We start from the raw sequence: 22310 nt of genomic DNA on the forward strand, positions 1-22310 counted from the left end.
GAGGTATTGTACTCAGTGTTACGGTTTGCACAATTGATTAAATGCCTGCCACCTGCCGACCAGCCCTAGAGAAGTTGCCATGACTCAGTCCATCGAACGCTCCCTTGCTACAACGTCGACATTCTCATCGCTTAAGTGCCGAGAGTGCGGTGAGACCTACGACCTAGGTGCCAAGCATGTTTGCGAAGACGTGTGCTTTGGCCCCCTAGAGGTGGCCTACGACTACGACGCTATCCGTCAGCGGGTGAGCCGCGAGACCATTCAGGCGGGGCCGCTGTCGATCTGGCGCTACAAAGATTTTCTGCCCGTAGAAGGCAGCAACCCCATCGATGTGGGTACCGGTATGACCCCGCTGGTGCGGGCCAATCGTCTGGCACGACAGCTCGGCCTGAAAGAACTCTATATAAAGAATGACGCCGTCAACATGCCCACCCTGAGCTTTAAAGATCGGGTGGTGTCGGTGGCGCTGACTCGGGCGCGGGAGCTGGGCTTTACCACCGTGTCCTGCGCCAGCACAGGCAATCTGGCGAATTCGACGGCGGCGATCGCGGCCCATGCCGGTCTCGACTGCTGTGTGTTTATCCCCGCCGACTTGGAAGCGGGCAAGGTGCTAGGCACTTTGATCTACAACCCCACAGTGATGGCAGTACAGGGCAACTATGACCAGGTCAACCGCCTGTGCTCTGAGGTGGCCAATACCCACGGCTGGGGTTTTGTGAATATCAACCTGCGGCCCTACTATTCTGAGGGCTCTAAAACCTTGGGCTATGAGGTGGCTGAGCAATTGGGCTGGCGTCTGCCCGACCACATTGTTGCGCCCCTGGCCTCTGGGTCTCTGTTTACCAAGATTTACAAGGGCTTCCAAGAATTTGTAAAAGTTGGCCTAGTGGACGACAAGCCCGTGCGCTTTAGCGGTGCCCAGGCCGAGGGCTGCTCCCCCATTGCCCAGGCCTTTAAAGAGGGCCGCGACTTTGTCACCCCGGTGAAGCCCAACACCATTGCCAAGTCTATTGCGATCGGCAACCCCGCCGATGGCATCTACGCCCTCGACATTGCCCGCAAGACCAACGGCAACATCGAGTCAGTCACTGATGCCGAGATCATCGCCGGTATGAAGCTGCTGGCCGAGACCGAGGGCATCTTTACCGAAACCGCTGGCGGCACCACCATTGCGGTGCTCAAAAAGCTCGTCGAAGCCGGTAAAATCAACCCCGATGAATCCACGGTGGTCTATATCACCGGCAACGGTCTCAAGACCCAAGAGGCGGTGCAGGGCTATATCGGCGAGCCCTTCACCATCGAGCCCAAGCTCGACAGCTTTGAGCGGGCTCTAGAGCGCTCTCAAACCCTGGGTCGCCTAGAGTGGCAGCAGGTCCCAGTCTAAGGGGGCAGATTGCTGGCTTAGCATCGTAGGGTGGGCAAGGCCCACCTACACGGTTTATTTCTTCCTTCCCAAATTTTGACTCAACTGATATGGCTGTAAAAGTTCTGATTCCTACCCCGCTGCAAAAATTCACCAATGACCAGGCCACCATCGAGAGCAACGGTGGCACCATCATTGAGTTGCTGAACGACCTGGAGAGCACCTGCCCCGGCATTAAGGCCCGCCTGTGTGACGATGCCGGTGAGCTGCGCCGGTTTGTCAACTTCTACGTCAACAGCGAAGATATTCGTTTTCTTGACGGCAAAGAGACTGCCCTTAGCGATGGCGACGAGGTCAGCATTGTGCCTGCGGTAGCTGGGGGCTGATCGTTAGACGGCTCAAAATTTCTATGCCCAAACTAACCCGCCCCGCGCAGAGTCTATGGCTCATTGTGCGGGGCGGGTTAAACGTTTGGTGATAGCCGTCTGGTTTAGACATTGCCTTCACATTTCCGGTGGCACCAACGATTTTGAGCGGGCTGTGGCCCTTTACAACCGCGTCTTACCGACCTTAGGCTGCCAGCGCATATGGAGCACCCAGGATCCGTGGCCGACGGCAGGGTCTACCCTGAGTTTTGGATGCAAACTCCCTAGGACAATCAAACGGATACGGTGGGAAATGGCACCCATGGAGCGTTTGTGGCCCCGACCAAAGCGGCGATGCACGCCTTGGCCACCAGATCGAAGCCTGCTATTGGGATATGGCCCTCACTGAGAATCTGGACCTGGAAGGGGGGTGAGGGTGTCACCTAGGGCCAGGTCTGCCACCAGCCAGTCGATAAACTGCCGGGCCGATCGCCCCGATCGCCCGTTATGCCTCGTAGCCCATTGGAGAGCACGGGCGGTTAGATCGTCCTCGGGCAGAGAAATGCTGGCCTGCAGGGCCAGGTGGTGGACGATCGCCAGGTAGGTCGGCTGATCGGCAGGCTCAAAGGTGAGCGTCAGGCCAAAGCGATCGCTAAACGACAGCTTCTCCTGCATGGTGTCCCAAGATTGCACCTCGTCTTGATCGCTGGGCCGGGGGCGATCGCTGAAATATTCGCGCACCAGGTGGCGGCGGTTGCTGGTGGCATAGACCACCACGTTAGCGGGTCGGGCCACGGTGCCCCCCTCCAGCACGACCTTGAGTGCCTTAAAGGTGTCGTCATCCTCCTCGAAGGAGAGGTCATCGACAAAAATAATGAATTTTTGCGGGCGCGATCGCAGTTGCCCCACGATCTCAGGCATGGCCGTCAGTTCGGCTTTAGAGACCTCTACCAGCCGCAGCCCCTGGGGGGCATACTCATTCACTAGGGCCTTGACCAGAGACGATTTGCCTGTGCCGCGACTGCCGTAGAGCAGCACGTTGAGAGCCGGGTAGCCCTTGAGCAGAGCGCGGGTATTTTGCACCAGCTGCTGGCGAGGATGGTCGTAGGCGGTGAGCCCGTCAAGGCGAATGGGGTCGGGGTCGGCAATACCTTGCAGGGTGCCGTTGTGCCAGGTGAACGCACGGTACTGGGCGAAGATGCCAGCACCATAGCGGCGATAGTGCTGGGCCAGTTCGGGCGCTGCGTCGGCCCATGGCGCGGTCAAAGGGAAATCTAAAAGCGGCGATGCAGGCTCTGCAACCGCCCAAACCACGGGGCGATCGGGCAGTTGGGCAATGGTCTGTACCCACTCGGCAACGCGATCGCCGCTCAGCTCGTAAATTGCCTGAAGCTGGGTTAAATCGTGGCGCGCAGACTGAACCAAGACGATCGGCAGATCTTCGGAGCTGAGAATCTGGGCTTGATCGGTAAAGGCATTGTCGGCGTAGGCCATTTGTTGCAGCAGGTAAGCACCCCACCCAGCGCCGCTCGTCGCCAGCCCCTTAAACCAGCGGCTGTAGGCTTTCAGACTAAGGGAGGCATCGCCATCGATCAAAGCATCGAGTAACGAGACAAAGGCGATCCCTAGAGAATTGGCAAAAACGTTACTGTAGATCAGCAGGCTGTCAATGCGCTGGCGATAGCGCTGCACCTCACCCTGAACGGCGGCTAACTCTGCCATAAAATTGCTTTTCCTTATTCCTTGATTTCAGCCTTCATGCGCTCTAGGGTCTGCTGCATCTGCTGAAACATCATGTCGGGGGTCATGCCAAACTGGCCCAGCTGGGTCTTGAGCTGCTCGACGGTCATCTTGGCCATAAAATCTTCGGATAGCTCAAAGCGCTTCATGAAGATGTGGTAGCGATCCATCATCGCCTCCATCTGGGCGATGTACATTTTTTTGCCCTCGCGGTCAAACTTGCCGTAGTTGCCGCCTAGCTGCACCAGCGATTGGTAATCCTGAAACAGCTGCTGAGCCTCTTGCTGAACTATCTCTGAATCAAAAAATCCCATTTTTCTTTGCTTGGCTAACGTGAGCAACCTCGCTACACCCCGGTAGTTAACCTGAAGCTATAACCAAGCCCAGCTCTGGGGCTTGGAGGTTTCCCACAGGCAAAACTCCACCTCTGGCCTGGAATGAGGTTTAGTTGTATCGATCGGTTTATATCTAAAAGCCTACGGTTAAGATTAGCGCCTCGCAAAGGGTAGATAACCCTACTCAGCGCCCTACTGAGTCTGGGGCATGGCGATCGCCCTGGCCACTGCTGCAAACCTAGTCTGCGATCTCGCCACTGGGCGCTAGAATCGTAGAGCTGATTGACGGCATCCGTTTGATGCCCCCAGCGCGCTGTACGTTCGAGAGATACTCCATGTCACAAGGTCAAGGATTTGGGTTTGGGCTGGGCAAAATGAAGGAGCTGACCGAGGCCTTCAAAAAAGCCCAGCAGATTCAGGAAGGGGCCAAACAGCTCCAGGAAGAGCTGGAAAATATGGAGATCGAAGGTGAGTCGGGCGGCGGCCTAGTGAAAGTAGTCATGAGCGGCAATCAGGAGCCCCGGGGTGTCACCATTGCCCCCGACGCCCTCAACGAAGGGGCCGAGGTGCTCTCTGACCTGGTGGCCGCAGCCATGAAAGACGCCTACGAAAAATCGACCGCTACTATGCGCGAACGCATGGAGCTGCTGACCGGTGGCCTCAACCTGCCTGGTCTCTAGGCTCTAGAGTCATGACCACCCGGCTTTTGTTTGTATGCCTGGGCAATATCTGTCGATCGCCCTCGGCCGAAAACATCATGAACCATCTGATCCAGCAGCGAGGGCTGACCGGTCAGGTGATCTGCGACTCGGCGGGCACCGCTGGCTACCACGTTGGCAGCTCTCCCGATCGCCGCATGACCCAGGCGGCAAAGACCTACGGGGTTGAGCTGCTGGGGCAAGCGCGGCAGTTTAAAGCCGCAGACTTCGATCGCTTTGACTACATTCTGGCGATGGATCGGCAAAACCACCGCGACATCGTCGCCCTCGACCCCGTGGGTCGCCACCGCGATCGGGTGCGGCTGATGTGCGATTTTTGCCGCACCCACCGCGATCGAGAGGTGCCTGACCCCTACTACGGCGGGCCAGAGGGCTTTAACTACGTGGTTGAGCTGCTGTTTGACGCCTGCGAGGGGCTGCTAGACGAGCTTTTAGATCGCTCGATTGCGGGTGCTACCGACAGATAACCTTCATTTCCTGTGATCTTGACTCGCTCTACCCCGACCGCAACCCTGAAATTGGCCCTCTGGCGCTGGCGGCGAGGGGTAGGGTTTGTGCTGGGTGCGATCGCGGCCCTGGGGGCAATGGCACCGGGGCATGCCGCTGAAAACCTGCTGGTGGGGCTTGGGGTGCTAGAGCGATCGATTCCGATCGCCGATCTGGAGCGGTTTGCCACCACGGGCGAGTTGACTCCCCAGCTCAAAATCTATAGTCAACAGCTACGGCTCTCTGACGAACAGCTCAGCCAGGTGCGGCAGGTGCTCAGCACTCCCGCCACCATTAGCCCAGTAGCGGTGGCCCAGTTTCTCTATACCGATCAGGGAGTGCTATTGCTAGAACAGGTCGGTCGCGTTGTGCAAACGCCAGTGCGCCAGGCCAATGTGCAAGCCCTGCGGGGAGCCCTGATTTTAGCGGCTGCTGACCCCAACGGTGGCTTTACTCTGATCAACGTGCTCAAGACCTACCCCACCGTAGCTATCCGGATTGATATAGGGGCGGGGTTGGCGATCGCCCAGGAGATTAACCAGGCCATTCTTCAGTCGGAGAGAGCCTTTGCCCAGGTGCAGACCCTGGCTCAGCAGCAGGCAGCGGCTACCCCGGTCGATGCCGAGGCCTTGCTGCAACTGGTGCAGCAAGAGCGTCAGTACAGCGTTGAGCGTCTGCAAGTCATTGTGCCGGGCCTTCCTCGCCCTGTGCAGATCTACCTGCCCCAGGCTCAGCCTGGAGGGCGAAGAAGGCCAGTGGGCGGCTTTCCTCTGGTGGTGATTTCCCATGGGTTGGGGGGCACCGGCGACAGCTACGCCTACCTCGCCGAGTACCTGGCCACGGGGGGCATAGCGGTTGCCGCCCTAGAGCACTTTGGCAGCAATGACCAGCAGCTCTATGCTCTGCTGACCGGATTGTCCGGTGAAGTCGTTCAAGACCAAGAGTTTTTGCGCCGACCCAGGGATGTCTCTCTCACCCTCGACACCTTAAATCGCCTTAACCGCAACCCCTCGCCGTTGCAGAGACAGCTAGACTTTAGCCGAGTCGGCGTCATCGGTCAGTCGTTTGGCGGGTACACTGCCCTGGCCCTAGCTGGAGCCACCTTTGATGTGGCCAGATTGGCGACGGCCTGCCCCCCTAGCACCCTCTCCTTTAACCCGTCGCTGCTGTTGCAGTGCCAGGCGGTCAATGTGGGCGATCCGGGTCGGGGGTTGGCCGATGAACGGGTAAAGGCCATTTTTGTCATGAACCCCATTGGCAGCGAGCTGTTTGGCCCGAGCGGCTACAGCCAGATTGACGTGCCCGTCATGGTGGTGGGTGGTACTGCCGACACCGTCGCCCCGGCCTTTCCTGAGCAAATAGAGCCCTTTAGCTGGTTGACGGTGCCCCAGCGCTACCTGCTGTTGATCAGCCAGGGCACCCACTTTTCGACCATTGGCGATGTGGCTGTCGGCGATCAGCCCTTGCCCATTCCCCCCGAGATTATTGGTCTGCGGCCTGAGCTGGTTTGGGCTCACATGCAGGTACTCGGGCTAGCCTACTTTAAGCTCACCCTAGAGGGCGATCAGCGGTTTCAGCCCGCCCTCAGCGCGGCCTTTGCCGCTGCCCTGAGTGAGACCCTCTACCCGCTCAGCTTAGTCAACGCTTCAACCCTGCCGCAGGCGGAGGAAAGCCTCGACCACAGCCAACCTGCACCCATTTCCCCCTAGGATAAGACCGTCCCCTGTACTGCTATGCTCTCAAAGGTAATATGGGTTCTGCTGCTGCAACCAGTGCAATTATTGGCTGGCGAGAATGGGTCTCGCTACCTGACCTCGGCGTGACTGCGATCAAGGCTAAGATTGATACGGGAGCGCGGTCTTCGGCCCTGCACGCCTTTGATCTGGAGCATTTTGAGCGCGACGGCATGGCCATGGTGCGCTTTCAGGCCCACCCGATGCAGCGCAACGACGACTATATAGTGACTGCCGAAGCCACTTTGCTAGAGGAGCGCCTAGTACGCAACTCTGGTGGGCAGGCCGAGCGACGCCCGGTGATAGAAGCCTTTGTGCAGATAGGGGAAGCCCTATGGGCAATCGAGCTAACTCTGACTAACCGTGATGAGATGGGCTTTAGAATGCTGCTGGGACGCCAGGCCGTGCGCCGACGATATCTGGTAGACCCAGGGCGATCGTACCTCCAGCCTCTGCCGGGGCAACCGCCGGCCTCCCATGGTCACACCTCTGCCTCTCCCCAAGACTTACCTTAAGGCGCTATGAAAATCGCGATTTTATCGAGGGATGCCGCTCTCTACTCGACCCGGCGGCTGAAGGAAGCTGGCGAAGCTCGTGGCCACGAAATGCAGGTGATTGACCATCTGCGCTGCTACATGAATATCACCTCCCACCAGCCCAAGGTGATGTACCAGAGCAAGCCTCTGATCGATATCGATGCGGTCATTCCCCGGATCGGGGCGTCAAACACGTTCTACGGTACAGCGGTAGTGCGGCAGTTTGAAATTATGGGGGTGTTTCCGGCCAATACTTCTATGGCGATTTCGCGATCGCGCGACAAGTTGCGCTCGCTCCAGATCATGGCTCGCCGGGGCATTGGTCTGCCGGTGACGGGCTTTGCCCATTCCACCAAAGACATCGACGGCCTGGTCGATATTGTTGGCGGTGCCCCCCTGGTGATCAAGCTTTTAGAGGGTACCCAGGGCATTGGGGTGGTGCTGGCGGAGACTCAGCAGGCGGCCAAGTCGGTGATCGAAGCCTTTCGCGGGCTGGATGCCAACATTTTGGTGCAGGAATTTATCAAAGAAGCCGGGGGGATGGATATTCGCTGCTTTGTGGTGGGCGACAAGGTGGTGGCCGCTATGAAGCGCCAGGGAGCGCCGGGTGAATTTCGCTCTAACCTGCACCGGGGCGGCTCGGCGGCCAAGGTTCGCCTCACCCCCGAAGAGCGCAGCACTGCCATTCGCGCTGCTAAGGCCATGGGGTTGCGGGTGGCTGGGGTTGACCTGCTGCGATCGAACCACGGCCCCGTGGTCATGGAGGTCAACTCATCGCCGGGGCTAGAGGGCATTGAAAAAGCCACCGATGTAGATGTGGCGGGCAAGATCATCGACTTTGTGGTCAAATATGCCGCCCCCCATAAGGATCGCGATCGCATTAAGTACTAGGGGTGAACCCACCCCTGCCCCTCCCAGGTGAACCCACCCCTGCCCCTCCCAGGAGGGGATGAGCAGTCTGTTTGCCAAAAATTATTCTCTGTTGGCCTCACGGCGTGAGGTCGAATTTAAGCTAGCCCAGCTCACTGCAACCCTGAAGACCGAACCCTAGGATCGTGAGAACCGCCCCCGCTGCCAAACGCTACAACCCCCTGCTGGCAAAGTGTCACAGCTCTGCCATGGCCTCGCCATGGCCCCGCCATACCATAGACCTATGGTTGTAAATATCATGCGAGAGCTAAAAGAAGGTACAACACATGGATAAGAATGACTCTGGTCGCGTTTCTGGTAGCCCCCTGGCCAAGTCAGTGGCGCTGGTGCTGTTGGGGGCGGGCATCGCCACTGCTGGGGGCCAAGCTTTGAACGCCGTGATGCAGCCCTCGGCCAGTCGCCCGACAGCCACCGATGTCTTTTGGGACAACGGCTTTTGGGGTAACGGCGAAAACGAGACTCAAGAGAGCGCACCTCAGCCCGACGCCTTCCAGCGTGAAGAGAGCCCTGCCGGGCAAAACAACCGCGTGGCGATCGCCCCCTCGGTCAACGGCCCCAATGTGATCGCCGATATTGTCCGCCAGGTGGGGCCATCGGTGGTGCGCATCGATGCGGCCCGCACGGTGCAGACCAACCTGCCGCCCATGTTCCAAGACCCCAACTTTCGCCGATTTTTTGGCAACAACCTGCCCATACCCCAGGGTGAGCAGGTGCAGCGGGGAGTGGGCTCGGGCTTTATTAGCTCTGCCGATGGGCAGATCATTACTAACGCCCACGTGGTAGCCGGAGCCGATGAAGTGCAGGTGACGCTAAAAGATGGCCGCACCTTTACCGGGCAAGTCATGGGGGCCGACTCGGTCACCGACATTGCCGTGATCAAGATTGAGGCCAGCGACCTGCCCACGGTGTCAATCAGCGACTCTGACCAACTGCAGCCGGGAGAATGGGCGATCGCCATTGGCAACCCCCTCGGTCTCGACAGCACCGTCACCGCTGGCATCATCAGCGCTACGGGCCGCTCTAGCCGCGAGGTGGGGGTGCCCGACAAGCGGGTAGACTTCATTCAGACCGACGCGGCTATCAACCCCGGCAACTCTGGCGGCCCGCTGCTCAACCTCAACGGCGAAGTGATCGGCGTCAACACCGCCATTATTCAGGGCGCTCAGGGTCTGGGCTTTGCCATTCCCATCAACACCGTGGAGCGGATCAGCGCCCAGCTCATCCAAAATGGCCGGGTTGAGCACGCCTACCTGGGCATTCAAATGGTCAGCCTGTCGCCCCAGATGAAGGAGCAGATCAACAGCGATCCCAACAGCCCCTTTGAGGTCAATGAAGAGGAAGGGGTGCTGATTGCCACGGTAGTGCCCAACTCTCCTGCGGCCCAGAGCGGTCTGCGGGCGGGCGATGTGATTGTCGCCATTGAGGGCCAGCCGGTGAAGGACGGCGGATCTGTGCAGCAGGCGGTAGAGGGCTCTAGCGTGGGGCAAGACCTGTCGCTCACCCTGCGACGCAATGGCCGCGAGCAGACCCTGACGGTGCGCCCCGGCAACCTACCGGCCCAGTAGCGCATTCAGTTATGCATCTACCCAGCCTTCTCTTTAGGGGAAGGCCGATGCAGGGGGCGCGATCGCTAGATCGCGCCTTTTTTGTGGCTGGGTTCAGTCGGGGCTGCTCTGGGGCCGCAGCATTTCGATCTGGAGGGCGGGCATGAGGCGCTTGAGGTTTTTGAGCGATCGCGTCTGCCAGAGAATGGCCTCAGAGCCGCGAAAGCTGAGGCGAGTGGTACCGCGATCGCGCACTTTGACCACAAACATGGAGAGCATGCTGATGCCTGAGCTATTCAAAAACTCTAGCTGGTGTAAGTCGACGATACACACCTCGCCCTCGGCGGCGGCGAGCAGCAAATCCATAATTGGTTGGTAGGCCGCCATGCCGTCTAAGCGCAAAAAACCTTCCAGCACAATGGTGGATGCTTCAGCCTGGTGGTACACGCGGTAGTCTTCGGTTTCGATCATATTGACAGAAAGCATAGCGTCAGAATAGATCATCTCGACAGGGTTAGCCGGGGTGGAGGGTGGTTTAAAACTCCGCCTTTAGACTGAGGTAGGCCTGTACATCGACCTGAATCAGATCGCCATGGTCGGGGCTGGGCTTAAACCCCCAGCCAAACTCAACGCCGTAGTCACACATCATCGTCAAAAAGCCCACGTGTGACTCTCCTTGCCCCATAGCGGCCTGCTCTAGCTGGTGGGCAAAGACTGTATCAATATCGTCAGCGTTTAGAATATCTTGAATAAATCCTTTGAATTGCTCAGCGGGAACGGGTTCTACCAGGTTTAATGACTGAAAAACAATATAGTCTTCGTACAAAAATAGGGAAATGCTGATTGGATCCTGCGATCGCTCGGTGTGGTACTTGATCGCATTTTCTAGCAGCTCGTTGGCGATGTAGCTAATTGCCGCTCTCACGGTGTCGCGCTGCATGAGATCGTCGTGCAGCGGATCGTCTATGGTGCCCGATGCTTTAGCCCTGCCCGGAAAAAATGTAGCGAAGTAATCGCCTAAAAAATCTGCCGATAGCCCATAGTTGCGCCACCGCTGCTGACGGGCCGAAGCCGAAGGCGAAAAGCTGATGGTCAGGTATTCTTTGCTGTTTTCTGGAGAGTCGATAAACCGACCAAACTGATCTAGAGAAAGCGTAAGACTCATAGGTTGATTTCAATAAACTCAAATGACAGAGTCAGGAATCTCGTTGCCTGACAAACGTTGCCCACAGGCCCAAACCTTCTCTCAGAGGGCTACCGCTTATACGTAGGTTGTTTGACGGTGATTAAGCAGGCAGTTGAAATTAAATATAAGCTGCTCAGGTAGCCTGAGTGCCCTAGCTGTCAGCGCCCTTACGCATCATCTTACCCGACGGCGAAGACCACACCTTGAGCAAACTGGGTGAGGCCTAGACGGTTTTTGACCAGACTCGCGAGCGATCGCCCATGCTGAGGTGCGCCACACTTTTTGACTATCTCAAAGCGGGTGAGTCGGCTGACGATTTTATAGAGGGCTTTTGGACGGTAAAGCGATCGGCCCACTGCCCACCATTAACCCATTGAGTATCAACCAGGGCCTTCAACGAAAGAAGCGATCGCATACTGCCATGCGATCGCCCCTCAAACTGACTTGGTTTTGGGTGAAGTGACTAAGCAACTGACTGCTGAACAGCGGCAGACTGGCTAGACCGTCGCCGCTCAGGCCGCCGCTTGCCGCCCGCCATTTCATATTCAGAGCTATTGCGGCCATAGACTACGGCGACGGCATTCAGCATTCTTTCAGATTTTTCGGCCAGGGCTTTTTCGGCGTCTAGCATCTCGTTGTAGAGCTGATCGACGGTGGACAGAAGTTCGTTGTACTTTTTCTGGCGATCGCGCATATCGTCGATAGCTAACCAAAATGAAGAGAGGGTCATGCCGTTACCCATGTCGAGGTTGGGTTTGATAGACCCCATACCGGAAGCGCGACGCTCTGCTTTTTGTAGCGCGGTAGATGTACGTTTTGCACGAGCCATGATGGTACTCACTCCTTGGGAGTTTGAATAAGAGAACTGGAGGAGCTGACCGGGTGATCAACTTGAGTTCAGAGTTGACGCCTGGGTTTTAAAAAACTCCTGATGGGCTGAGGGGATATGGAAGCTTTATGCAGGGAGCGAGAACTCTTTAAATAGGGTGAAAAAAGTTCTGTAGTTTTACGCTTAATGTCTTGAAAAAGAAAAAATAGCCTCGCTTGTTTGGGCTATACGCTCTCATGCCTAGGTGTTAACGCGGATAAAGCACTGGCTCAGACCTACTGAGACCTCACTGACGGCTGAGTCAAACTGCTTTGCCCTTAAGCAAAACTCGTTAGTGACTACAGAGACCCCATTAGCTGCTAACGAGAACTAATTTATGCCTGAGCAGAGTTGGTTAGCCGTTACGGAGAACTCGTTAGCCGTTAATCAGTAGGCATTAATTTGGTTTGCCTATGTGTTAGGCCTTAAGGCATGGGCGATCGCTGGTAGGAGGGAGGCGATCGTGGCTGTGGTTCAGGGCTAAGTGCTTAGGTAGAGGGTTTAAGGCGAACGTGTTTCTAGTATTGTTGTGTGGTTGGCCCGGCTGTCTCGCCCAGACAGCCGGGCCTAATTTCTGCTCGCTACTCTTTTCGAGGTAAAAATTTCACCAGTGCTTTCATAACTTCGCCAGGTTGGAACTGAAACGGCCTATCGGCATTGGGTGCGCTCAGAAAGTCTGTCCACTCGAAGATTTCGGCAAAGCCGAGCTGGTGAAGGGCGACGACGATAGAGCTAACCGAGCGCTTACTGCCGATGACGAGGATTTTGACGGGTTCGCGATCGGGGTGGGGGTAGCTGTGGAGTTTGAGGGTGAGTTCGAGGTGGACTTGGCTCGGCTCGGCTGACTCTGCACCTATGACAGAGGCGGGGGTGACGATGCGGGCATTGTAGCGGGCGGCGGGGGTTGAATTTTGCCCTGAGCCTGTTGGAGGATGGTTTCGCATAGTATGTCAACAGAAACGATGACTGGCATCATAGTCAACAAATTAGTTGCCGTCAACAGATCAGTTGTTTACGTGCCTTGGCTGGTCTGACACCATGAAGGCATGGGAAAAGCAGGACAGGTGCTCAGGCAAGTGCTTGAGGAGTTTGAGGTGAGCCAATACAGCCTTGCGGCGGCTCTCGATATTGAACGCAACAGCGTGTACCGATGGGCAAATGAAAAGAGCGACCCATCAGGCGAAACGATTGTAGATATCGTCAGAGCCTTGAAAACGTTACAGCCTCTGGCAGCTAAAGCTTTTGTAGAACGCTATCTGGGCAACGAGGTCAAAGATATTTGAAGATTGTTTGTGTTCAGGGGTGTCTATGGGCCAAGAGGAATGGAAGCTTGAGAAGTATGTCACGGGTGGGGGTGATTGCCCGTTTGATGAATGGTTCAAGGGCCTTGATGCTCAAACGCGCGCACGGATCAGCGCTCGACTTAACCGCCTACGTTTGGGGAACTTCGGCGACTTTAAAGGCGTTGGAGCTGGGGTTTATGAGTTGCGCTTGTTCTTTGGCCCTGGGTATCGGATCTATTATGGATTGGCGGGTAAGCAGGTTGTGCTGTTGCTGACTGGGGGGACGAAAAAGCAGCAAGATAGAGATATCAGGGCGGCGCAACAATTCTGGGCTGAGTATCTTGATGAATAGGGGGAAGGCTAGCTATGCCCGTTAGAGACTATAAAAGTGACTTGTTGGTTCAGCTTGCAGACCCAGATTATGCAGCACTTTATTTGAAAGCGTCTTTAGAGGAAACGTTGCAAGATGGCGATACCGCAGCGTTTATGCTGGCGCTTAGAGATGTTGTTGAAGCAAGGCGCGGCACCGAGGCCAACTTAAATGAGACAGATGATTTGCAGCAAGTGCTAGATTTAGACAGGGAAGATGCCCCCACTCTAAGTACGTTGATCTCGGTGCTTAGCGCGGTTGGTTTAACACTTGAGTTTAAGGCGGCTTAGCCGTGTACTGAAAAGTGTCTACTATTATCCTAGCAACCGATGGTCGGAGGTATTAAGTATTTAGTTTCTAAAGTTAATTAAACTGCCAGATCCCAACTCACGCTATGGATATTTTTTTGATCATCAAAAGGCTTGTTTTCAGTATATTTATCTAAAGCTTTCCTTATTTCATTACCTAGAGCTAGTGCCATCAATGGAGGCACAGCATTACCAACTTGCCTGTACTGAGATGTTTGCTTTCCTTGAAAAATATACCAGTCCGGAAATGATTGAAGCCTTGCAGCTTCCCTAACCGTAATATGTCTTGGCATGTAAGGGTGTATATGAGGTCTGCCACCACCAGATTTTGAGCCAACTAAAACAGTTCCAGCAGGCTTTTTGGGGTCAATTCTATTTGTGTGATCAACAGAATCACGACCACCTTGAGGTACATTTTTGTACCTCTGGGTTACTCTTTCACCGTGCGAACGAATCTCATTATTTGGCAACCCTTTGATGTTTTCAAAGGCAAGCTTTGCTGGAAACCATGACGGAAGATCGGGATCAAGAAGACTGCTTTGATCGGAAGGATTTCTGTAAAGAGGACGAGGAAATTGGAAGTAATGTCTGTCACGAAAACCGACAACAAAAACGCGCTTTCGTATCTGAGGAGCCCCAAAGTCAGCAGCATTAAGAACCTGGTTGTAAATTTTATAACCAGTACTATTAAACTCTGCAAAAAGCCTATCCCAATCACTACCTCCATTGAGGTTCAGTATTCCAGGAACATTTTCAAATAAAAAAGCCCTAGGATTGAGTTCATTAACTAACCGAATAAAGTCAAAAGCAAGCCTTCCTCTAGAATCATCAAAGGATTTTCTTTGACCTAATATACTAAAAGACTGACATGGTGATCCTCCAGACAGAAGTTCAAAATTTGCACTTCCAATCTCAGAGACGATATCAGCACTACCTATCTTGGTTATATCCTTGGGGCATACTCTACATTCAGGAAAATTAGTAAGAATCGTTTCGCAATAAACTGCTTCGCAGTCACAGGCAAACCCGATATCAAAGCCGGCAGCCGTCAAGCCGAGATCAAGTCCACCACCACCTGTAAAAATAGATACCGACTTTTCAGTCGACCTTATTTTAGGAATTCTAAGCTTTGAGTCTAGTAGGGATAGATAATCATTCACTACAGTATCTCAATGATATACAATCAACATAAGAGTATATCATTGAAAAAGAGTTTCAGTTTAGTAGAGCTTGGAAAATAGTGTCCTATCTACCATTTCAGTCAGAATAATTAAACATAAAGACAAATTTATTTCTGGGAAAAACAAGCGTGGGCAAGTAAAACGGTTGATCATCCCAGTCCTTTCCTTCTTTTTCGCCTTTTTCATACCCAAGAATTAGGGTTGGAACATCGGGATAAGTTTTCTTTGCAGTTCTCATCCAAGAGCTTGTAAAGAATCCATCTTTGCCCCATGACTCCCTTCGAGTAAGTCCTAACCCATCACCCCCTCCTCGGCGCACATTTAAACGCCCAACAAGTATGCCTTCTCTTTGCATGGCTAGAAGAGCTTGCTTAACTCTTTTGTCTTCCCAAGCATAACCTTGAACTGGCCGTGAAGGCGTATGGCTTAGGAGTTCAATAAGAAATTCTATTTTGACTTCGTAGTAAGTCTTTTCGTCAGTGAAATCTGACAGCAATGAGTTCAATACTTTTGTATGTGCTTGTACTTCTCCTTTCTTATACATAGGATTACGAGGAAAAGTTGAAACACCTGGGGTAAATGCACTAATTTCAGTTGGGTCAAGAACATTTGCTCTTGTTGGCTTAAGAGCTTTACCAACCCATACAGGTTGAATTCTAAGATCACTAGGATTATCCCCAATGAGTTCTCTCATACCCTCATCGGATTCATGAATCGCTGAGAAATCATCGAATATATTTCGTGGAACAAATAGACGAGTTACGTCGAGGAGTTTTTTTCTGTAACCAAACATACGTGCATGCTGGTGGACCGTATCCATCATCTTCTGTTTTGCATCACGACCATAGTAAGTGATCATTAAACCTTCTATAGTTACTCCGCGCCCAAGACGATTTCCTCCAATTAAGATATTCATTCCTGGATTATAATCAGGTTGTTTGTTGGGGTTATCTGCATTTATTACCTTGGGTATTGCATTTCTAAGTTTATATTTTAGGTCATTAACTAAAGTATGAAATTCAAAAATATTATTATGAGCAGTCTTTTTGAGTTCTATATATGCCTCTTGAAGATACTCAATTGCTTTTGATTCATCCTCTTCGGTTCTGTTTTGTCTCAGAGACTGATCCAATGTAACGACGAAGTTTCTAATTATAGCCTCAATATTTGCGTGACTAATCCGCTTGTAGCAAATATGTACTAAGCAAGAGTAAATTTCTTCTGAATTGTCAGAGCGATTCATTTTATCCATTGCCCCAAGAAAGAAGCAGCATAACGCAAGCCTCAAGCCCTTTGGAATTCCCCAAGAGTCTGATGGATGAATCACTCCTCTTTTCAGAATGTTGAGCTCATTGGAATCGAACAAACAATGATATGGGCTATCATCGTCTAGAAAAAGATCTCCTCCCATATATCCCTTTCCAGGCTTTGATAAAATGCAAAAGGCAGGTTTGCAAGGATGATCTAAACTCTGCAAAAGAAGGCTTTGTGGAGTAGCTGTAATCTGTAAATAAATATGATTTGGAATTACTTTGCGTATTCTCCCGATCACATCAAATATTGAACTGTCAGGAACTCCTGCTTTTTTTGTTTGTTTGGCTTGATTGGTATTCAAGCTCGCATTATCTGCCTCATCATCAAAAATAAGACTTGGAACTTGCCTGGCCTCAGCCTCATCTAGAACTTCAAGCAACGACTCTAAATGTCGAATGTTCTTTGTCGACACTAAAACGACTCCGGTGTCCTTAATATAACTTTTCAAATCCTTCCCAAAGGATTTAGAATTCTTTTTCCATTGTTCCCAGTCAAATACAACTGGGCCACCATCTAGCTCATTTCTAAATCGACTTGCGGTTTGCTTTCCAAGCCATGTATTATCTGAAGTAAGTACGATAAAACATTTAAATTTATTGGCTGAAGCCATCGCCAGAGCAGCGATTGTAGTTACAGTTTTACCACTTTGAACCTTTCCATAAATTAATCCTGTGGTTTCATCTGGAATAATTGAATTATAAAGATTTTTAACTACTCCTGAGCCATCTATGCCAACGTCGCCTTCGCCAAATTTTTTTTCGTAAACATCCACACAATTGGCAACAATTTGCTGCGCAACGTTCTTAATGCTTTCTGCGGTTTCAGGGTTAAGTTTTCTTTCTATTTGACGCAAAAGTTTATCAATGCAATAGTCCTCTGTCAAAACTTTCTTCATGTTAAAATCCCTTGTGTAACTTCAAATTAACTTGCTTGATATATCTAAAGTAAGACTTGTAAAAATTTACCCTAATTATGCTGAAGTTTTAGGCAGCATTTTAAGTTTTTCCCGACTCTTTATCCGGTTCTTTAAACAATTTCTGAGTAGATGAGCTTAATCAACATAACCTTAGACCCCGGAAGCTTACTATACTGATTGCTTAGGTCTGCCTAATTGACATAAGAAAGTGTTTCCATATTCACCTCAGCATATCTCTAGCTGGATTTCGAGCTAGGCTCATCTCAGGATCTGAAGCTTGCCCACAGACAAAACTCTACTTCTAGACTTGGATTTGGTTTAAAGATTAGCCAAAAACTCTTGAAAACCTTCGCAGGTGCAGTTCAAACTGTCTTAATACAAGCGTACCATAGCATTTTCGGAATGGCACGCAAAAAAATGTTGGTTTCTAGCCTGCAGATGATGTGAGCAGTTGGCGCACTACCAATGCTCTAGGCATAGGCTCCTGCAATCAGATTCTCTAGCGAGATCGCACCATCCATCTCTGTCTGGTTAATGTTGTAGCCCCTCTCCTCCAGCGATCGCAGCAACACCCCTAGATTGTGAATAAATGGATAAATCTCTCCAATAGCTGCGATCCAAGCCTTGAAACATTTCTCTGTAGCCTGCTGCACATGAAAACCAAAAATTTCATCGGCAAACACACTTGTATCCCGCATTCCTTCAAGGGCGCGTAGATCCCTCAATGCCGCTTTCAGCAATATCTTGGCTTGATCCACATCGTTCATAGATCGCCCTCCCCTCCTGCAAAGCCCTAGTTGTGATGTGGTTGCGGCTGCCCTTCCAATCCTCTACCTCCTGCTGGCTGTAGAGCAAAATATCCGTCGGTATACCAAACTTGCCTACCGCTTTTGAAATGCGGGTTATTTCCCTAAGTCGGCTGCGGTGTGCTCCAAACCCTTCTGCCGTCACCACCAGCAAATCCACATCCGAGTGCGGTCCTGCATTGCCTCGCGCCTGCGAGCCAAACAGCACAATCTGGTCTGGGGCCACTGCTTGCACAATGGCCTCCGTCATTTGCTCCAGCAACTGCGGTGTTAGAGTTGGAATCGCAACCACACCTAACCTCTCAGCGATGGGTTTTCCCTATTCTACCGTCACGCTTTTGGCCAGGTTACGAGGCTGGTCAACATCCAACCCGCGCCGCGCCGCGATGTGGTAGGCCAGCAGTTGCAGCGGTATCACCGCCACAATCGGCGACAGCAGCTCATCCACCACGGGCACCGGTAGCAGGCGATCAAAGGTTTCCTGGGCATCGGTGTCATTCATCGGCACCACGCCGATCAGCTGGGCGTCGCGGGCCTTGGCCTCCTGGGCGTTAGAGAGCACCTTGTCGTAGACGCTGCCGGGCATGGCGATCGCCACTACCGGCACCTTGGCATCGAGCAATGCGATCGGCCCGTGCTTCATTTCGCCCGCTGGGTAGCCCTCAGCGTGAATGTAGCTAATTTCCTTCAGCTTCAGCGCCCCTTCGAGGGCGATGGGGAAGTTGATGCCCCGACCCAAAAAGATAAAGTCTTGGGTCTCGTTAAACTCGTGGGCCAGCTCTTCGATATAGCGCTCCTGGCTTTCGAGCACCTGCTCGATGTAGGCGGGCAGCTGGTGCAGACCGTTCAGGATCGCTTCGATGCGATCGCCCGTCAGCGTTTTGCGACGATAGGCCAGATCGATCGCCAAAAAGTAAAAGGCCATCACCTGGGCGGTGAAGGTTTTGGTCGCCGCCACGCCAATCTCAATGCCCGCGTGGGTGTCGATGATGTGGGGCACCAGCCGCGACAGCGAGCTTTCAGCTCGGTTGGTGATGCCCACCATGCGGGGGGCAAAGCGGGGGTCGGGGTGGGTGGCCCGCCGCTCTTGCTCCATCTCCAGGGCGGCCAGGGTGTCGGCGGTCTCGCCCGACTGGGTAACGCCAATGGTCAGGGTGTTAGGAATCAGCGGCGTCGGCGCGTAGCGAAACTCCGAGGCGTACTGCACCATCACCGGCAGATTGGCCAATTCTTCGATCAGGTACTTGCCGACCAGAGCGGCGTGCCAGCTGGTGCCGCAGGCCACAATTTGCAAGTGCTCTAGACCGTCGAGCAGAGCGTCGGGCAGGCCCAGGGCAATGGGTGACAGGGGGGTACTGGTGCTGTCCGCCGTCCAGGCGCTGTTGATGTAGGTTTCGAGGGCGGTGCGCACCACGCCAGGCTGCTCGTAGATCTCCTTGAGCATGAAGTGCTTAAAGCCCTGCTTCTCCACCATGATCGGGTTCCAGTTCAGGGTGATGGGGTGCTTGCGCTGGCGATCGCCCGCAAAGTTGTACACCTCTACCCCCAACGGCGTCAGGCTGGCCAGTTCGCCATTTTCCATCGGCAGCACAGCGCGGGTGTAGGGCACGATCGCCGGGGTGTCGCTGGCGCAAAAAAACTCGCCCTGGCCAAAGCCAATCACCAGGGGGGCCTGCTGGCGCACCACCACCAGCTCGTCGGGGAAGTCGGCGGAAATAACCGCCAGGGCAAAGGCCCCGTTTAATTGCTGGCAGGCGCGGCGGGTGGCTTCGAGTAGCAATGATTTGCCCTGGGTGTCGTCGGGGCTGAGCTGGCTCAGGTGCGACTCGATCAAGTGGGGCACCACCTCGGTATCGGTGTCGGAGACAAACTGGTGGCCCTGGGCCTTGAGGGTTTCGCGCAGCTCGCGATAGTTTTCGACGATGCCGTTTTGCACCACGGCCAGGCGGCCCGAGCCATCGCGGTGGGGGTGGGCGTTGTACTCTTCCGGCTTGCCGTGGGTGGCCCAGCGGGTGTGGCCAATGCCGAGGCGAGCGGGGTTTTCTTCGCCGTCGAGCTTGTCTTGCAGGTTTTGCAGCTTGCCCTTGGCGCGCACGCAGTGCAGCTCGCCTTCGAGCACGGTGGCGAGGCCAGCAGAGTCGTAGCCGCGATATTCGAGCTTACGCAGGCCATCCATTAAGATGTCGGCGGCGGGCCGGGTGCCAATGTATCCCACAATGCCACACATACGCTGTCTCCTTGGCTGATCGCCGGGGGTGCAAGTGCTCGTGTCAAACTGACTCTCTAGGATACACGCTGCTAGAGGGCTTAGGGGTGTCAACAGTACGAACCTTAAACCCCGGCGATCGCCTAGACAGACGCACCCACCCAGCTAGCCAAAGGGCTGCAAAATTGATCCAGCGTGAGGCGATGAATGCCGCTGTCGGGGGTTGCCAGGGCGCGATCGCCCGCCGTGTTGTAGCCCCAGTCGGCCAAAAACAGAGCCACATTCCCCAGGTCGGGCTGCTTTTGCACCGCTTGCAGGGCCTTGACCCGGTCTTCGACAAACCACAGGGTGGCAGCGGGCTGGGCTGCCTGAATCTGGCGCAGGGTCTCGTACTTGGGCTGTTTGACCTCTTTGCCGAGAATGCGGTCGCCCGCCAGGTCTAGCCCCGCCTGAGCCAGCAATTGCTGAATGAAGCGCCCCTCTTTGGTCGAAACAATCACCAGCTCGACCCCGTCGGCCACAGCCTGGCGCAGGCGATCGAGCACGCCGGGGTAAAACCGCTGGTAGCTCAGCCAGTCGGTAATGTCGGCTTGAATCCAGCGATCGCGCACCCGATCGACCGCCTGGCCCAGGGTGGCCGTCTCTACCCCCGCCTGGGCCAGCAGCTGAGGAATTAAATCGGGCCAGTGGGCCAAAATTTCGCGATCGGCCACCCCCGATCGCAGGGCGTAGAGCACCAGAGGCATTTCCCAGCCGGTCTCGACCACGGGCCGCAGGGGGTAAAAGCGATCGGCTAGATCCTCCGGGGGCGACTCAGCCCCCGGTTCAAAGACCTCGCTGTAGACCCGCCACGCCGTTTGAAAATACTCCCGCAGGCCGTCGCAGACCACGCCGTCAAAGTCGAGGGCCAAAATATCGGGATTAGCCACAGAAAAGCTCCTCTAGGTCAACCTTAATCCGACAAAAACAATGCTGGGTAACAGTCTAAGCGTCCTAGAACAGACCTTTGCCCCAGGCCGCTCTGGTCTAACGCTCAAACTCCGACCCCTTACTCAGCGGCGGGCAGCTGACTCAGATACCCCTGGGCCTTGGCCGCCCAGGCGGGGTTGCCCAGGGTGATGTAGAGGTTTTTGGCGTATTCCAACACCGTGCGGGCTTCGTCGAGGCGGTTGAGCTTGATGAAGGCCAGCCCGGCGCTGTAGTAGGCGTCGGCATAGCCCCCGTTGATCTGGGTGGCCATGCGAAACGAGTCGAGGGCCGCTTCGGTTTGGCCTTGGTTAAACCGGGCTATACCCAAGTTGTAGTGGGCCTGGGCATAGCGGGGGTTGATCGCCAGAGCCTGCTGCAAGACGGCTTCAGCCTCGGCATTGCGATCGGTTTGCAGGTAGATAATGCCCCGCTGGAGGTAAGACTCTGTTGCTGAGCTGTACTGGCCCGCCCGCTCAAAGGCAGCTAGCGCCTCGGGGTAGCGGCGCTGCGACTGGTAGACCAGCCCCAGGTTGTAGTGAGCATTGCCGAGATCGGGCTGAATGGCGATCGCCCGTTGGAGGTAGGCCTCGGCCTGGTCTAGATTATTGCCCTCTACCAGGGCACCGCCCAGATTGGCGTAGGCCAGGGCAAACTCAGGGTCAGCTCGAATCGCCTGCCAAAAGGCCGACGCTGCCTCCTGAATCTGACCCTGTTGACGCAGGGCCAGGCCCACGTTGTAGTGGGCTGCCGCCATGGTGGGGTCGAGGGCGACCGCCTGTTGAAACTGGGCCAGCGCCTCGGCAACCTGCCCCTGCTCAATCAGCACTAGCCCCTGGTTGAGGGCCGCCTCTGCGGTAGTCGATGGGGCCGTCTGCCCCTGGGCTGGGGGCAGCCCTCCAAGGGTCGGCAGGGCGATCGCAGCGGCGACCACCCAGCCCAGCCCGTGGCTTCCCCATCCCTGGCCTAAACGACGTGCCTTATTCCTAGTCATAGCTTGCCACCGTCGGCCTTTGCCCCATAGAACGCCCTAACGATATAGACAAGCGATGCTTTTTTCAAGAGCCTGGCCTGTTCTGGCAGGGCAGCTAGCTAGCCCAAAAACCAGCCCAGAAAATAGCGAACTGCAATCACATTTTTCCAGAATTGTCCTTT

24 protein-coding genes and 1 pseudogene are annotated in these 22310 nt (G+C 54.4%); 12 read left to right on the top strand and 13 right to left on the bottom strand.

The window, feature by feature from the left end:
• Window positions 1-79: 79 nt before the first annotated feature.
• From thrC to AC0QKW_RS22935, 3 genes and pseudogenes are all read left to right on the top strand, one after another.
• A complete protein-coding gene (gene thrC / locus AC0QKW_RS22925) occupies window positions 80-1384 on the top strand; it encodes a threonine synthase (protein WP_473153428.1) in 1305 nt (434 codons plus the stop codon).
• Window positions 1385-1473: 89 nt separating this feature from the next.
• Window positions 1474-1749, top strand: coding sequence for a MoaD/ThiS family protein (locus tag AC0QKW_RS22930; protein WP_473153429.1), 276 nt, complete (start codon window positions 1474-1476; stop codon window positions 1747-1749).
• A gap of 55 nt (window positions 1750-1804) precedes the next feature.
• Window positions 1805-2091: pseudogene (locus tag AC0QKW_RS22935) on the top strand (VOC family protein); the annotation flags it as partial.
• Between the two features lie 39 nt (window positions 2092-2130).
• On the opposite strand, the gene AC0QKW_RS22940 reads toward AC0QKW_RS22935, so the two are convergent.
• Entirely contained in the window at window positions 2131-3450 is a 1320-nt protein-coding gene (locus AC0QKW_RS22940) for an ATP-binding protein (protein WP_473153430.1), read from the bottom strand.
• 14 nt (window positions 3451-3464) lie between these two features.
• On the bottom strand, window positions 3465-3782 hold the full coding sequence (locus AC0QKW_RS22945) for a DUF1825 family protein (RefSeq protein ID WP_473153431.1): 318 nt from the start codon (window positions 3780-3782) through the stop codon (window positions 3465-3467).
• A 356-nt stretch (window positions 3783-4138) separates the two neighbouring features.
• Here AC0QKW_RS22945 and AC0QKW_RS22950 point away from each other — a divergent pair, with 356 nt between their 5' ends.
• The 6 genes from AC0QKW_RS22950 to AC0QKW_RS22975 all read left to right on the top strand — a co-directional run bounded on the left by AC0QKW_RS22950 (window position 4139) and on the right by AC0QKW_RS22975 (window position 9772).
• Window positions 4139-4483 (top strand): YbaB/EbfC family nucleoid-associated protein, encoded by a 345-nt coding sequence (locus AC0QKW_RS22950; protein WP_473153432.1) that lies wholly within the window; start codon window positions 4139-4141, stop codon window positions 4481-4483.
• A gap of 11 nt (window positions 4484-4494) precedes the next feature.
• A complete protein-coding gene (locus AC0QKW_RS22955; RefSeq protein WP_473153433.1) occupies window positions 4495-4989 on the top strand; it encodes a low molecular weight protein-tyrosine-phosphatase in 495 nt (164 codons plus the stop codon).
• An 18-nt stretch (window positions 4990-5007) separates the two neighbouring features.
• Complete coding sequence (locus AC0QKW_RS22960; RefSeq protein WP_473153434.1) at window positions 5008-6717, top strand: alpha/beta hydrolase; 1710 nt, start codon at window positions 5008-5010, stop codon at window positions 6715-6717.
• A gap of 41 nt (window positions 6718-6758) precedes the next feature.
• Window positions 6759-7256, top strand: coding sequence for an ATP-dependent zinc protease family protein (locus AC0QKW_RS22965; RefSeq protein WP_473153435.1), 498 nt, complete (start codon window positions 6759-6761; stop codon window positions 7254-7256).
• 6 nt (window positions 7257-7262) lie between these two features.
• Window positions 7263-8168, top strand: coding sequence for a 30S ribosomal protein S6--L-glutamate ligase (rimK, locus tag AC0QKW_RS22970; protein WP_473153436.1), 906 nt, complete (start codon window positions 7263-7265; stop codon window positions 8166-8168).
• Between the two features lie 305 nt (window positions 8169-8473).
• Window positions 8474-9772, top strand: coding sequence for an HhoA/HhoB/HtrA family serine endopeptidase (locus tag AC0QKW_RS22975; protein WP_473153437.1), 1299 nt, complete (start codon window positions 8474-8476; stop codon window positions 9770-9772).
• A 93-nt stretch (window positions 9773-9865) separates the two neighbouring features.
• On the opposite strand, the gene AC0QKW_RS22980 is transcribed toward AC0QKW_RS22975, so the two are convergent.
• The 4 genes from AC0QKW_RS22980 to AC0QKW_RS22995 all read right to left on the bottom strand — a co-directional run bounded on the left by AC0QKW_RS22980 (window position 9866) and on the right by AC0QKW_RS22995 (window position 12749).
• The gene (locus tag AC0QKW_RS22980) at window positions 9866-10237 is read right to left on the bottom strand and encodes a slr1659 superfamily regulator (RefSeq protein ID WP_473153438.1); all 372 of its coding nucleotides are present in this window, start codon (window positions 10235-10237) and stop codon (window positions 9866-9868) included.
• A gap of 49 nt (window positions 10238-10286) precedes the next feature.
• A complete protein-coding gene (locus tag AC0QKW_RS22985; protein WP_473153439.1) occupies window positions 10287-10916 on the bottom strand; it encodes a slr1658 family protein in 630 nt (209 codons plus the stop codon).
• Window positions 10917-11400: 484 nt separating this feature from the next.
• Window positions 11401-11766, bottom strand: coding sequence for a hypothetical protein (locus AC0QKW_RS22990; protein WP_473153440.1), 366 nt, complete (start codon window positions 11764-11766; stop codon window positions 11401-11403).
• A 620-nt stretch (window positions 11767-12386) separates the two neighbouring features.
• Window positions 12387-12749 carry a hypothetical protein gene (locus tag AC0QKW_RS22995; RefSeq protein WP_473153441.1) on the bottom strand — a complete coding sequence of 121 codons (363 nt, stop codon included), beginning with the start codon at window positions 12747-12749 and terminating at the stop codon, window positions 12387-12389.
• Window positions 12750-12851: 102 nt separating this feature from the next.
• Between AC0QKW_RS22995 and AC0QKW_RS23000 the strand changes: the two genes are divergently transcribed.
• Genes AC0QKW_RS23000 through AC0QKW_RS23010 form a run of 3 tightly spaced genes read left to right on the top strand, consistent with a single transcriptional unit; the run spans window position 12852 to window position 13748 of the window.
• Window positions 12852-13088 (top strand): helix-turn-helix domain-containing protein, encoded by a 237-nt coding sequence (locus AC0QKW_RS23000; RefSeq protein ID WP_473153442.1) that lies wholly within the window; start codon window positions 12852-12854, stop codon window positions 13086-13088.
• Between the two features lie 25 nt (window positions 13089-13113).
• Complete coding sequence (locus AC0QKW_RS23005) at window positions 13114-13440, top strand: type II toxin-antitoxin system RelE/ParE family toxin (RefSeq protein ID WP_473153443.1); 327 nt, start codon at window positions 13114-13116, stop codon at window positions 13438-13440.
• Between the two features lie 14 nt (window positions 13441-13454).
• Window positions 13455-13748, top strand: a complete 294-nt coding sequence (locus AC0QKW_RS23010) for a helix-turn-helix domain-containing transcriptional regulator (protein ID WP_473153444.1) — start codon at window positions 13455-13457, stop codon at window positions 13746-13748.
• A gap of 77 nt (window positions 13749-13825) precedes the next feature.
• Here AC0QKW_RS23010 and AC0QKW_RS23015 read toward each other — a convergent pair whose 3' ends face one another.
• The 7 genes from AC0QKW_RS23015 to AC0QKW_RS23045 form a co-directional block, all read right to left on the bottom strand.
• Window positions 13826-14926 (bottom strand): DNA cytosine methyltransferase, encoded by a 1101-nt coding sequence (locus tag AC0QKW_RS23015; protein ID WP_473153445.1) that lies wholly within the window; start codon window positions 14924-14926, stop codon window positions 13826-13828.
• A 97-nt stretch (window positions 14927-15023) separates the two neighbouring features.
• Window positions 15024-17156, bottom strand: a complete 2133-nt coding sequence (locus tag AC0QKW_RS23020; RefSeq protein WP_473153446.1) for a Z1 domain-containing protein — start codon at window positions 17154-17156, stop codon at window positions 15024-15026.
• 491 nt (window positions 17157-17647) lie between these two features.
• Window positions 17648-17944, bottom strand: a complete 297-nt coding sequence (locus tag AC0QKW_RS23025; protein ID WP_473153447.1) for a HEPN domain-containing protein — start codon at window positions 17942-17944, stop codon at window positions 17648-17650.
• Entirely contained in the window at window positions 17880-18233 is a 354-nt protein-coding gene (locus tag AC0QKW_RS23030) for a nucleotidyltransferase domain-containing protein (RefSeq protein WP_473153662.1), read from the bottom strand. Before AC0QKW_RS23030 ends, AC0QKW_RS23025 begins: the two co-directional genes overlap by 65 nt.
• Window positions 18234-18302: 69 nt before the next feature.
• Window positions 18303-20210, bottom strand: coding sequence for a glutamine--fructose-6-phosphate transaminase (isomerizing) (glmS, locus tag AC0QKW_RS23035; RefSeq protein ID WP_473153448.1), 1908 nt, complete (start codon window positions 20208-20210; stop codon window positions 18303-18305).
• Between the two features lie 122 nt (window positions 20211-20332).
• Window positions 20333-21118 carry an HAD family hydrolase gene (locus tag AC0QKW_RS23040; protein ID WP_473153449.1) on the bottom strand — a complete coding sequence of 262 codons (786 nt, stop codon included), beginning with the start codon at window positions 21116-21118 and terminating at the stop codon, window positions 20333-20335.
• 119 nt (window positions 21119-21237) lie between these two features.
• The gene (locus AC0QKW_RS23045) at window positions 21238-22149 is read right to left on the bottom strand and encodes a tetratricopeptide repeat protein (protein WP_473153450.1); all 912 of its coding nucleotides are present in this window, start codon (window positions 22147-22149) and stop codon (window positions 21238-21240) included.
• Between the last annotated feature and the right edge of the window lie 161 nt (window positions 22150-22310).

It is taken from the genome of Pseudanabaena sp. PCC 9330, from assembly GCF_055795045.1.